This window comes from Lacinutrix sp. WUR7 (genome assembly GCF_016864015.1).
Classification (GTDB): domain Bacteria; phylum Bacteroidota; class Bacteroidia; order Flavobacteriales; family Flavobacteriaceae; genus Oceanihabitans.
This window is the reverse complement of sequence record NZ_CP045067.1, coordinates 1,724,035-1,737,687: the sequence shown is the minus strand read 5'-3', so window position 1 is coordinate 1,737,687 and position 13,653 is coordinate 1,724,035. Positions and strand designations below refer to the sequence as shown.

At 32.4% G+C, this 13,653-nt stretch carries 8 protein-coding genes; all 8 read right to left on the bottom strand.

Going from position 1 to position 13,653, the window contains the following annotated elements; all coding sequences use genetic code 11:
* Window positions 1-8 precede the first annotated feature (8 nt).
* On the bottom strand, window positions 9-590 hold the full coding sequence (locus FG167_RS07595) for a heme-copper oxidase subunit III (protein ID WP_203460813.1): 582 nt from the start codon (window positions 588-590) through the stop codon (window positions 9-11).
* Between the two features lie 2 nt (window positions 591-592).
* Window positions 593-1,486, bottom strand: a complete 894-nt coding sequence (gene cyoE, locus FG167_RS07590) for a heme o synthase (RefSeq protein WP_203460812.1) — start codon at window positions 1,484-1,486, stop codon at window positions 593-595.
* Between the two features lie 164 nt (window positions 1,487-1,650).
* A complete protein-coding gene (locus FG167_RS07585) occupies window positions 1,651-3,753 on the bottom strand; it encodes a gliding motility protein RemB (RefSeq protein ID WP_203460811.1) in 2,103 nt (700 codons plus the stop codon).
* 125 nt (window positions 3,754-3,878) lie between these two features.
* Complete coding sequence (locus tag FG167_RS07580; RefSeq protein WP_203460810.1) at window positions 3,879-4,673, bottom strand: energy transducer TonB; 795 nt, start codon at window positions 4,671-4,673, stop codon at window positions 3,879-3,881.
* A gap of 116 nt (window positions 4,674-4,789) precedes the next feature.
* Window positions 4,790-5,518 (bottom strand): energy transducer TonB, encoded by a 729-nt coding sequence (locus FG167_RS07575; RefSeq protein WP_203460809.1) that lies wholly within the window; start codon window positions 5,516-5,518, stop codon window positions 4,790-4,792.
* Between the two features lie 61 nt (window positions 5,519-5,579).
* The gene (locus FG167_RS07570; RefSeq protein WP_203460808.1) at window positions 5,580-5,954 is read right to left on the bottom strand and encodes a VanZ family protein; all 375 of its coding nucleotides are present in this window, start codon (window positions 5,952-5,954) and stop codon (window positions 5,580-5,582) included.
* Window positions 5,947-6,327, bottom strand: a complete 381-nt coding sequence (gene gcvH / locus FG167_RS07565; RefSeq protein ID WP_203460807.1) for a glycine cleavage system protein GcvH — start codon at window positions 6,325-6,327, stop codon at window positions 5,947-5,949. The genes FG167_RS07570 and gcvH overlap by 8 nt, the downstream gene beginning before the upstream one ends.
* A gap of 60 nt (window positions 6,328-6,387) precedes the next feature.
* Complete coding sequence (sprA, locus tag FG167_RS07560) at window positions 6,388-13,650, bottom strand: cell surface protein SprA (protein WP_239004461.1); 7,263 nt, start codon at window positions 13,648-13,650, stop codon at window positions 6,388-6,390.
* Between the last annotated feature and the right edge of the window lie 3 nt (window positions 13,651-13,653).

Sequence of the window (13,653 nt, the reverse complement as noted above, 5' to 3'; positions counted from 1 at the left end):
CGTTAAAATTATCTCACGAAATATAAAAACAAAAAGAGATATACCCAAAGTATATCAATAAAATGCCAAAAGGTTGCAGCTAGCTCGAAGCCTAGCATATTTGCAGCATTATACTTTTGTTTAAAATGATTATAAATTACCACCAACAAGCAAAACAAGCCAACAATAACGTGCAAAATATGCACCATTGCGATTAAATAGATATAAGACATGGTTACATTACTAGTTGGACCAGTGAAGTTATACCCTAAATCTATGATTTGCTGAAAGCCTTGAAATTGATTAATTATGAAAACAACACCTAAAACTAAAGTGGTTAATAACCATATAGTAGTTTGTTGTCTGTTATTGTTTTTTAAAGCACGTTTTGCTAAAATAAATGTGATGCTACTTAGTATAATTACAATGGTACTAACTATAAAAGCATTAGGTAATACAAAATCTTTTAACCAATCTGGTCTAGCACTACTTACTACAAAAGCACTTGTCCATCCTGCAAAAGACATCACTAATGAAATTATACCAAACCAAAGCATCATCTTTTTTGCTCTGCCATGTTTTTCTTGTAAAGTACCTTGAGTTAAATCCATGATTAACGTATAAATTTATCTAATACATATACTATTTGTAGCAATGTAATATAAGAAACACTAGCAATCATTAATGTTTTTGCTGCTTGTGTTGTCATTTTTTTAAATAATTGTAAAGCAAAATAAAGCAATCCTAAACCTAAAAGTCCAACAATAATTGCCGAAATTGGGGTTAGGTATAATTTTCCTGTAAAACCAAATGCTGGAATTAGCGAAGCTAAAACCGTCCATACCGTATATACAATAGTTTGTACTGCTGTACCTTTATCTTTTTTTCTAGTAGGTAACATAAAGAAACCTCCCTTTTTATAATCGTCGTATAAAAACCAGCCAATAGCCCAGAAATGAGGGAATTGCCAGAAAAACTGTATAGCAAATAAGGTCCCTGATTCGATACCAAAATCATTAGTAGCAGCAACCCAACCTAACATAAATGGAATTGCTCCTGGAATAGCACCTACAAACACAGATAATGGTGTTTTTGTTTTTAATGGTGTATACACACAAGCATATAAAAATATAGAAATCGCTCCAAACATGGCTGTTTGCGGATTTATTATATATAAAATAACGATTCCTAAAACGGTAAAAATAGAAGCAATGGCAAAGGCCGTATTTACAGACATACGTCCTGCAGCAACTGGCCTGTCTTTGGTTCTATCCATTAAAGCATCTAGATCTTTCTCTATAATTTGATTGAACGCATTAGATGCACCAACCATAAAATAACCTCCAAAGGCTAATAGAATAAGGGTTTTATAATCTACCGTATCTACACCTAATAAGTAACCAGCAAGCGAAGAAAACACGACACTTAATGCCAAGCGCATTTTGGTAATTTCTTTAAAATCTGAAATTATGCTATGTTGTACTGTAGATGTGGCTGTTGTACTCAAATAAAACGCTTTGTTTTGCGAGTGCAAAGATAGATTATAAAAGCATATTTAAAAAGAAAAAAACCACAAGGTTTTTACTTGTAGTTTTTAGAGTTACTGGATGTTGTTTAAATTATCTGTTTTTGAAAGTGTATTCTATAGATTCCTTCTTTCGAAGGAATTGTCTACAAATCAAAATACCAGTTAAACAAGTCGGTTCTAATTCCAAAATTAAACCAAACGGTATTATTTTTAAAGGTAGTGGCTGTTTGTGCTTCCGGATTAAAATCTCTAACACTTATATCTGCAAATATTTTTAGATTGGTTGCAGGATTAATTAGGTAACCAGCTTGCAGGTTGGAATAGAATGTTTTAGTCTTGTTTCCTTGTCCTACTGTAATTCCTGTATCTCCTGGTCTATCGTTATAACTTTGGTAAATATTATTTCCATAACTAACATTATTATCAAAATCTAAACCTCTAACTCCTAGATTTATTTTTGCATTTGCAAACCAGCGTTTATAGTGGTAACGACCAATTAAAACCAACTCACTAAAATTGGCTCCCCAAAGATGTGCCATCGATTGGTTGTTATGTCCGTAATTTAAAAAAGTACTGTTGTGCGAGTAGGTATATGGTCGTACTCTATTATATTCTGCTTGTAACATCAGGTTGTCCACTTTAAAAGCATTGTAATACTTTACACCTAATTGATATCCAAATTTGTTTTTCCAGCTTTGTTCTCCTCCTGTAATATCGCTTAATGAAAATTCATCTAGCACAAACTGACTGTATGCATTGATGTTATCGTTAATTTTATATTTAGCAGATAAACCCATTATTGCATTTCCTGCATCTTGCCCAGTTTCAAACTCGATAGCACGATAAAATATAATTGGGTTGATGTAATTTATATCAAAACCTCTGTTTTGCGATTTTGCCCAAACAATGGATTCGAAAAAACCAACATTTAAACGTTTTGTGGCATTCCAACTTAAAAAGTGCGTTGCCATGTATTTACTTAAATAAGCACCTTCTGCATCTGTTCCTGCTGGTGTAACATCTTTTAACCACATCCAAGTATTGGTGTACTTTATCTTCCAGAATTTAGTGTTAATCTTTAAAAACGGGGAAGGACTAGCAACATCACTTACAAACAGTGAACGATACCCATCTCCAATAAAGTTTTTACCATGACCAAATTGTACGTTTAAAAAATCGGTAGGTGAATACGATAAATATGCTTCAGCAACAGGATAATCATAAGAATCATCTTTAAATCGTTTTGCAATTCCTCTACCCGGAATTATAGCAACTTCATCGGAAGCTTTTATAGATTCCGCATATTGGTTATAATATTGTGCAAAGCGTCCTTGACTTTCAAAAACCGAAGCATAGAAACTAAACTTCTCCCCTAATCCTCCTTGAATATTAATTCCTCTTGTATTATTATAGGTAGAACTAAAATCGGCGTCGGTATCTTTACCAACTTCAAAATCAAAAATAGGATCTATAGTAAACCAGTAGTTTTCTGCCTGATAACGCACAAGATGTTCGTTCCATAATTTTCTAGAGACTAAGGTTTCCTTTCCTTTTGTTAATGCTTCTTTTTCTGCTTTAAAATCGTAATATTTAGAAACGTCTTCATATACAAATGGCTTAGATGCAGTATGGCTATTTGTACCAACTAGATTAATATTTCTATCAAATTTAGCATATCCACTATGTGTAAAAGGTATATTTAACTGACTCGTATATTCTTTATTCGTGTATGGAACCAGCTTTTTATTAACGCTATCATATTCGGTTTTAATAGCTTCTTCAATAGACATTTTCTCTTCTTCCTTTTCAAGATTTTTAGATGCAAGACTCTTGGTTGCAACCGCTTGGTTTACAATAGGAATCTGAATAGGAATAGAATATTGTTTAAACGTTGGTTTCCCATTATAGGTTCCTGGTTTAATTTTTGGTAATGCATCAAAAACACGCGTTGCTTCGTCTTTTAGTTCATCATACATGGCATCAACGTATATAACACGAAAAGCACCTTCCTTATCTACTTCAAAAAGCACAACTACTTCTCCTACATACTTTTCTTCGGAAACGACTTCCGGTGTTTTAAATGTATTGAAAATATGATTTAACACGTTCGCATCAAAACAATTTTGAAGGCTTTCTATTTCTGAAGCTTCGCAATTTGGAAAAACGGGAGGCTTTTCGAAAAAAGAATCTTCTTGTGAAAAGGTAACGTATGGAATAAGAAGAAGTAAAAAGATGAATTTCTTCATAGTGTGTTTGCTGTTTTTAATAAAGTGGTAAGATACTATTTTTTTACAATCCGTTAAATTAAAAAAAAGTCGTTAATAATAACTTATTAACGACTTTGATTTAAAAACTAATATGATTACCCCTATTAATTTACATTAAAAATAATAGGTTGTGAATAGACAACAGAAACATTTTTATTATGTTGTTTACCAGGAATCATTTTTGGTAATTTACCTATTACATCTTCTGCCTCTAATTTTAATTCTTTGTGTTTTGTAATTGCAGTAACTTCTGTTATATCTCCATTTTGGTCAATCTTAAAAGCTACATTAATTCTTTGTCTTCCAGATAAACCTAATTCACTAGCAATATCTGTGTCAAACTTTTTCTGAATGTGTCTTGCTATTTTTTTAGACATACATGCTTTACGTTCTGCATTGGTTGTTGCTTTTTCACAACCTGGAAACACAGGGGTCACTTCCACCTTAGCATAAGGAAGAGTTACTTCTTCTGGAACTTTTTCTAAACCTCTAAAATCTGGCTCGCTTGGCACTACATTTGTTATTTCAGGTTCTGTGATGATTCCTGCTGTTTCTTTGGCAATAGTATCATCATCATCAACAACTTTTACTTTATCTACAAATTTAGGCTCCTCCTTCTTTGGCGTTTCTTTTACCTCTTTAACGGGTTCCTCATAAACCTTAAAGGTATCTGGAACATAATCTACTGGTAAATCATCTACCCAAGCTACTGCGGTCGTGTACGTTTTGCTAGCAAACTCCATTTCTAAAAGTCCGTAGCTAAATAGTAAACATACAATTAAACCTATTTGAAAGTAAATAGTAGTGTTTTTTTGTAAATTTACATCATGCTTTTGTGATTTTTTTACGCTTTCCTCTTTTTGGTCATTGAGGTCGTAAGAATTCTTTAGATTTCTCATAATATTAAAGGTTTTAATGTTAATATTTTGATAAAATCACAATAAGCATACCAAAAAAGAAATCCCGTTACATTATTTGTAACGGGATTTTAATATAATTTAAAAAGAAATTCTTTTTAGTCTTGTACTTGGAATGAGATTGGGAAACCGTAAGGTACTGTTACCGCTTTACCACGTTGCATACCTGGCTTCATTTTAGGTAATTGACTTACCACTTTTACAGCTTCTTGCTCTAATTTTGGATGTGGAGCTCTTGCTCTTACACCAACAACATTTCCATTTTTATCTACTTTAAATTGAATGCTAATTCTGTGCTTACCTGCATTTAATCCTAAATCTTGTGCTAAGTCTGTGTTGAATTTTTTATTTACAAACTTGCTGATTTTTTCAGACATACATTTTTTTCTTGCATTGTTGTTCGCTTCCTTTTCGCATCCTGGAAAAACAGGAACGTTTTCAATAACCGCAAAAGGAACTTCAATATCTTCTTCTACTTCTTCGATTTCTTCTACTTCTTCAACCTCAACAATTTCTTCTTCTTGATCTGTTTCTGTAGACTCTATAACTGTTTCCTCAACTTCTACCTCATCTTCAACAACCTCAATAACTTCTGGTGCTGCTGGTGGTGGTGGTGGTGGTGGTGGTGTTTGTATTTGCTCTGTAATAGGCACTTCTTCGTCTAAATCTTCACCTAAATCTAATTGTCCGATATCTATAACAGACTTATCGTATGTTTTATAATTAATTGCAAAATTTGTTAAAAATAACATTAGCGCTAAACCTATTAAAAAGTATAGACCACTATTTCTACCAACGTTTGCTTTTGGATTTTTCTTAAGTTCCATGATTATATGTTTTTACTTGTTGCTAAAATAACCATTTATTTGGCAAATAAGCAAGGGTTTATTATTTTTTAACTAGACTTTTTTTAAATAGCAATAAAAGAATAATAGTTAAGCTTACCCCTAAAGTGTTCGCTAAAATATCATTATTATCTGCTACTCTTGTATTAGTAAACATACTTTGCATAACCTCAATAAGTATACCAAAAATAACAGAAACAATTGCTGAAACTAGCAATCCTTTATTAAAAGACCATTTAAATTTACTATAAAATACTTGAAACCAAAACCACGTTAAAGCACTATACGCTATAAAGTGAAATATTTTATCTGTATTGGAATAATTGATTTCTGGTAAACCTGAAACGTTGATAAGACTTACTATTGTTAAAGCAATAGTATAGCACAAAGTAACAAATAATACATATTTTTTAAGCACCTATTAGTGATTTATAATCTTCTGCAGACATCAAGTTTTCTACTTGTGATAAATCAGAACATTTCATTTTTATCATCCAACCATCTCCATAAGGGTCTGCATTTACCTTTTCTGGTTCATCTTCTAAAGCTTCGTTAAAAGCTGTAATTTCTCCAGATAATGGTAAAAACAAGTCTGAAACGGTCTTTACAGCTTCCACGGTACCAAAAATTTCTTCTGCTTCTAGTGTTTCGTCTACAGTTTCTACTTCCACATAAACAATATCACCTAATTCGCTTTGCGCGAAATCTGTAATACCTACTGTTGCTACATCACCTTCTATTTTGATCCACTCGTGATCTTTAGTATATTTTAATTCTGTTGGAATATTCATTTTATTTTTTAAATTATTGTTATTCGCAAATGTATTTAATTGTCTTTTAATTTTAAACTTTTAATTACCAAAATTATATCTTAATGTTAAACCAGATCTAATTGTGGTTTGTGGAAACGCTGTAGATATTGCATATTCTGAAAACGTATAATCAAAATAGAAAATCCCTGTTAAGTTTTTACTAAATGCATAATCGGCTGTAAACTTACCACTCCATAGCGATTGACCCGATGTTATTTGATTGTTTTCTAAATCTAAATATCTAATTATTGTTTTATTATCTCTAAAAGAAACATCTGCCTTAAGGTTGATGTCACTAATTATGGTTTTAGTTGGCCCTGCAAGTTTAGATTTCATTCTTACATCTTTAATTCGGTACCCTAAACCTACTACGTATTCTTTACCTTGAATTTCTGTCATTAAATTATTATCGAAACTTAAGGATAGCATTCTATCTTTTTTCATTTCTAAAAGTACTTTTATAGCACTTTTAGATTCAAAATCTATACGAAATAATGGACTAAACATTTCTGTTAAGTTAATATTACTGTATAATTTTTCATTTTTAAAATCCCCATTTTGGTCTAATGCTTCTGTTGGTTGGCTAGCATAGTCTACGCCTGGAACTGGAGCCTCATTATCATCTGGATCTAAATTTAAATCTAGGTTTGTTCTAAACTGATTAATAGTATATGCAGAGCGATACCCATGTGATAAAGAAAAACGCTTAAATCGTTTTTTAAACCATTTTAATTTCATGAAACCTGTATACTTTAAATCCCAATTAGGAATTGGTATATTTCTTAAAGCACTAGTTTTTGTCTTGCTAGCATCTTGACCTTGGTATGCAGATACAAAGGAAGGTAATAATACGGCTTGACTAGATTTACCAAATCCTTCTGGATAACCATCTGCATCTCTATTAAAAGTTGCATTACCATAAAATTTATTCGCTAATCGATTTGCAATTACTAATCTATTTGTTCTAAAAACATCAAAAGTTTTAGATTCATTTTCATCACTTTTATTAAATGCTGTTTTAATTAAAGCTGTTGAAATTGTAAAGTTACCGTATGTATTTGGTGTTTGGTGCACATATTCGTAATCACTATTTACGTTATAGTTTTCGGTTAAATTCTCAGCATATATTCTATTACCAACAATATCTAGTTTCAAATCGTTAAACGGCTCTACATTAATCGCGTAATCAAATTGCTTAGAATGTGTTTCTGTATACTGTTGATTAAATTCTGGGTATTGCGTTAACCATCCATTTCGTGCAGCTAAATCTCTAATATCACGTTGACTACCAAAAGTATAACCAACAGTAGGTTTTAATGTACCTGCAAATCCTGGTGATTGTTTATAACCTGGAAGATACGTACCATTAGCTTCGTTATAATTTAACTGAATACGTTTTACACTTGTCAATAAGCCTATTCCGAAATTTGCTAGTTTTCCTGTTTTCTTAGCTTGTTTCGGTTTTTTTGTTTTATCCTCTGCACCAGGAGGTGTTGCTCTTTGCGGTCTACTAATTTTACTACTGGTTCTAGATTTTTTTTGCGATATCCCAATATATTTATACAACTTTTTCATATCTAAAGATGTATTAATATTATGCTGACTTGCATTAGAAATAGAATTTCCTAAATCATACGTTCCAGACAATCCTCCACCACTGGCATCTACATACTCTATATCCCCATATAAATCAGATCCTTTTTGCCATTGAAACTCACCACTATAAGTATATGTTGCATCAATAAAGCTAAAGGTTGGTATTTTATTTATAGGCAATTGGTAGTTTACGCCAAGTTTTTGGTATAATCTGTTTGGGTCTCCAAAATCGAAAAAGCCATCCCAAACGGTTAATTCTGGATCTTGTCTTCCGTTTAACTCATCATCAATATAATAGTTTCTTACAATTTTATCACTTGAAGAAGTAAAGTCTAAACTTAATGATTTTGTTAGATTGAAATTTAATGTATATTGAAAATCGTAGGTGTAATTTCTTTTATATAATTCTTCTAAACCTATATTAGAACCTCCTAAATCTATGTCTCTAAATTTCTGTTTATTAAACTGTCTGTTAAAATTAGAATTAACGGTAAAGCTTGAAGGTAAAGGGTTGATATTAAAATCTTTTAATATTTTCCAGTATTTTCCAGTAAATAAAGAATCGTTCTTTTTAAATGGTTCTATAGAAAATGGCGCAAAACTATAAGCATAAGTTGCTCCTGTTCGCACTTGTTGGTCTAGAGAGCGTTCTATTTCAAAATCACGATGCTCTACTTTGTTATAAGAGTAACTTAATGTTAAGTTTTCTACATCATAGAATTGCGGTTTTTTGTCTGTAGTTCTATTTTTTCTTACACCAATAAAATTGATACTCTTTCTTTTAGTATAAGTTTCAGATTGCTCTCTAATAGTTTCTTTTTCCTCGTTAGTTGTTGCCGCATCTATTCTTGTTTGCAACTCAATATCTTCGTAAAGTTGATCGTATTTAGGAGTAATACTTTCCTCTCCTTGGCCATAATTAAATGGGATTTGAATTCCCCATTTTTTTGGTAACAACTGCCCTGCGTTTATATTGGTAACTACATCATATTGTTGCACATCTTCTAGACTACGCTCTTGAGGTCCTTGTTCTATAGAACCAAAACCAGAAGTGCTATATCTACCTGTTGCGCTAACATTTGCAAAATCTGCAATGTTTGCATCTGCACTTACTACAGTTGCCCAACCACCTTCATTATCCATTTCTGCAAGACGAAGCTCATTAAACCAAATTTCCCCACATTTTTCTGTCGTACTAGCGTTTTTAACACCAACCATTAAACTTCTTATGTCTCCAAAATTAGGATTACCAAATATTGCTACACGTTGTTGTCCAACTACATAATCTGAAAATTCTGCAACCGCATTCTCACTTAAGTTTCCGTCTATAACATCATAAAAGGTAGCTTCTGTTGCACTAAAATTATCTGAAATAGCTTTTGCTTTCATTTCTTGTAAAAGCGCTAATTCAATATTTAACTCATTAGCTTCAGGCCAAAGATCTGTTCTAGATCTACCTGTTGATACTACAAGAGGTACTTCAATTTGGTAATAGTTTTGTGAAAGGTCATTACCCATTCTTATAAAACCAACTAATTCTCCGTCGGATAAAGAAGAAAAATCTTCTCCTGCTTCTGCATGCATAAACATTTTAAGTTGTTTATACTGCCTCATATCTACATTTATATTTTTGTAAACAGCCCTTGCATCTTCTTCTTCCAAATCGCAAACATTAACCACTAAGGATTGTTCGTTTTGTCTAATTACGGTATTGTTGTTATATAATTCTTCTGGATCTACTCCTGGAGGAGAATCATAATCCCCATCATTTTCTAAAGTACTAATTACACCAATACTAAAATTAGTATCATCATCTGTAGGATCTACATCATCTAAATCTAAGGTTTGCGAGTACCTTCTCCATTCACTACGTACTAAATCTAAAGAACCAAATCTAAAAAATGTAGGCTCTGTAAACTCTTTAACATACATACGTGCAAAACGCATAGAACGAATATCACCTCCTTGATCTGTTGTAGGTTCTGAAATAGGAACCCTAAATTGATACCAATTTACGGTTTGTGATGTTCCGTTTGGCATATTTCTAGATGCTACTTTAGAATCTACAATTAACGGATTACTATCTACATTTAACGTTGCACGAGTAATATCTAGCTCATATTCAAAATAACCATCAATGGTATTCATTGTGTTATCTCTATTAATATCTTCAACATCTGGTTGTGTAGAGCTTCCTCTGTTGGTATCACTAAAGGTATCTGGTGAATTACCATCTACTCCATTATAACGTTTATATCTTTCAAAAACATCTCCATCTGTATTTAAAAAGTAAGAGTAGTTATCATTTGAAGGATCATCCAACCCTCTAAAAGGACGATAAATATCATCTAATACTGGATCATCTATAAAATTTGGAGGAAGAACAGCTTCTTCACTATCATCAAGCCCATCATAACCAACATCTTGATTGGTACGTTCCTGCCCTGTGGTATCAAAGGCATAAATTAAAGATTGATTTTGTGGTACAACGGTTCCCCAACTTGTACTTGTAGTTCCTAAAGCAATATTACCATCTTGTGGTAAACCATTTTCATATATTTTTCTACCATCTTTAATAATATCTTCTGAAATATTACCAAGATTAAACACTAATTTACCTCCTGGATTGGTAGTGTTTTCCTGAAAAGGATCTTGTAACCAAAACTCAATATATTCTACATTTGCTTGCTCAAAATCTGTAGAAGTAAGTTGTCGTGAAATTCCTGCCCAAGAATTTTGAGGTGTATTTAAAGTACCACTTTGAGCTCCTAGTTCAAAGTTATAAGGACCACGTTCTTCCGGATAGTAAGCCAAGTCTAACGTATTTAAAACGGTTGTTTGTCCTTGTGCTATATCTTGTTGCGGGAAAAGTTCATTAATAAATACTCTTGAAGAATATAAACCAGACATATCATCATCACTAATCCCATCTGGTCTACTGCTACTATAAAAAATTGGATCTACATGATACCAGTTTAACATTGCTCTACCAAAACCATTTTGAATTACATTATCTTCTGAAGAACCTGGTGATGTTAATCCTTTTGGTCTACTAGATAAGTACCAAGAACTAGCCGATTTTAAATCTATTGCACTTTGTGACCCTTCAAAATCATCTATATAAGAAGTTGCTTCTCCATCAAAATCTGTTCCGCTAGGCGATCCTGGTTTTAATGCAGCAACTTCTCCTCTTATGGAAAAGTTAGAAGGTGCATCGGTATCAATATTTGGTAGTTTATTTACTAATCTAGTTAGAAAAGGAACTTCTGTAGAGTAGTTTACATTTAAACCATAAATTTGATTGTTTATTGGCTCACTATTGTAGTTTGCTTTTTGGGTTACCGGCCTTTCTTTTAACCCTATATAAGTTGCACCAATAACAAAATTTTCATTAAACTTATGCTCTACATTTAATCCGAAAAAACGCTTTGATGTTTGTCCGAAAATAGAATTATTCTCTGTAGATACTTGAATTGGTGTATTGGATGCTTTTAGCGCTTCGTCTAAAATTTGCACGGTACCTAATTGATAGTTTACGGTATAATCGATACCTTCTACTAAAACACGCCCTCCAGCTGTAACAACCACAGAACCTCTTGGCACATTAAACGCACCAATGGAAATACCTCCTCCACTACCAGAGGATGTATAACGCCCATTAATTTGGAATTTATTTTTCTCTACTTCCTCTAAAGCAGCGGTTTTGGTTTCTTTATATAGGATATCATATACAAATTTTGCCTGATTAGGATTATATGACGTTGACATTTCATAATCTTCTGTTCCTAAAGAAAGTTTATCAAATATATACTCACCAAAAGGCTCCACTTTTGTAAATACAATTTTTCCGTTTTGCGGAATTACGGTAATCCCAGAAACAAAATCGAAGAAACCATCTCCACCAACTTGCGGATCATTATTGTAGTTCAATTTGTCTAAATGAAACAGACGAAGTAAAGGATTATTTTCTATTAAATCTTCTGAAGGTGTACTTGCAGTTATAATACTCCCATTAATATCTACACCAAAAGTTCCGCCTTCTGGCGTAATAAAGTTTACTGGAGAACCTTCGTTATAAAAAATATTTAATTTAAAATCTTCTTGACTTAATTGATACGCTCCTGTATCATAAATATTTTTCATCATTAAATCCCAAATTGGTTGGGAAGTAGATGTAATTGGACTTTTTATTAATTTTAAAACTAAGTTGTTATTGGTAACCGATGTAACGTTTCCGTCCACATCTGTAGTAACTCCAGTAGCATCTACACCATCATTTGCAAATTCACCAACTTGATATACTACTCCTGCCACGGTAAATTGAAAGGCAACGGCTAATACTTCATCATTATTTAAACGTTGGTTTAAAGAAATATAACCTAATTGCGTATTTAACACATACTCTTGCCCTTCTAATAGTTTTCTTGCGTTTTCTAGTTTTGCATAATCTGCTCCTTCAGAAACACCTGGAACTGTAATACCATTTTGTACAGTAGCAATATCTCTAATTAGATCATTAAGCTGAGATCCTCCTCCGCCAATGTTTGTTGGATCGAAAGCATTATTATCATTATCTGGATATGCATTTGGATTCGGATCTAGGATATTTACAGTAGAACCTATATTATTTGGATTGGATTCTCCTAAATCTTGTAATGCAACAATATTTCTTACGTTTTCTGTTCTGTTACTTCTATTTGTAATCCAAGCTTCTATTCTAGTAATTTGTACTTGGGAGTTTATAAAAGGATAGTTATTTAAGGCATTATCATAATTATCTCTAAAATAATGTGCTAAAAAGAAGTGTCTGTTTTCATCATAGTCTCTAGCATAAAAGTCGAACTCTTCCAATGTTCCTCCTCCTTGAGCAACTACGGTTTTAGTATCTGATTTTTGTTCAGAATAAACGGCTGTAATGGTAGTTTTACCAAATTGCAATTGTGTTTTTACACCAAATAAACTTTGTGCTCCCGTAATTAAAGAACTATTAAGTGGCATACTTACGTTACCTACTTCTATTTTTTGAATAATATCATCTTCCGTTGGTGTGTATTCTAACTTTACTAAATTTTGAAAATCGAAAGTAGATTCTGTATCATAGTTTGCTGTTACTTGCAAACGCGTTCCTACTTTTCCTAATAAACTTAAGCTAATACGTTGATCAAAATCAAAAGTAAAATTACTTCTATTTCTAGGAGAAAATGAAGGATTATCTTGTTTGGTGAATAGCACTCCTAAATCCATTTCTACAGATCCTTGTGGCACCACTTCAATGGTATTACTTCCAAAAATAGTTTCAAAAAGCCCGGAGTTTACATAAAATTCTGGCAATAGGTTTTTTTGTTCCTCTTCACTTCCTTCTTTTTTACCATCAAAAGCATCTATTTTTTGTTTGTAGTAGCTTCTTTGATTTTCTTTTGCAACTAGACTTTGAAATTCTTTTGGAGTTAAAATTACCGGATAGTTAATATTGAATGTTCCTACAGATTCTGTATAAATATATCTATCTGTAACAGGGTCATAGGTGTATTGCGAAACAATACTGGTAGGATTAGGCATTTGCAAATTACCTAAACTGTACCCTGTGCTTGTAGAATCTTGCGGTGTTGGTTCTTGTGACCAAGCTACAAAAGACAATAAAATTGCAGCTATAGTAAAAAGTTGCGTTTTAATTTCGATTGCGGACTTATAGTTAGTTGTATTCAAATC

What these genes read in the sequence shown, in the direction of transcription:
- gcvH (WP_203460807.1), bottom strand. Translation starts at nt 6,327, where the DNA reads ATGAATATTCCAACAGAATTAAAATATACTAAAGATCACGAGTGGATC.
- FG167_RS07595 (WP_203460813.1), bottom strand. Translation starts at nt 590, where the DNA reads ATGGATTTAACTCAAGGTACTTTACAAGAAAAACATGGCAGAGCAAAA.
- FG167_RS07575 (WP_203460809.1), bottom strand. Translation starts at nt 5,518, where the DNA reads ATGGAACTTAAGAAAAATCCAAAAGCAAACGTTGGTAGAAATAGTGGT.
- FG167_RS07585 (WP_203460811.1), bottom strand. Translation starts at nt 3,753, where the DNA reads ATGAAGAAATTCATCTTTTTACTTCTTCTTATTCCATACGTTACCTTT.
- FG167_RS07580 (WP_203460810.1), bottom strand. Translation starts at nt 4,673, where the DNA reads ATGAGAAATCTAAAGAATTCTTACGACCTCAATGACCAAAAAGAGGAA.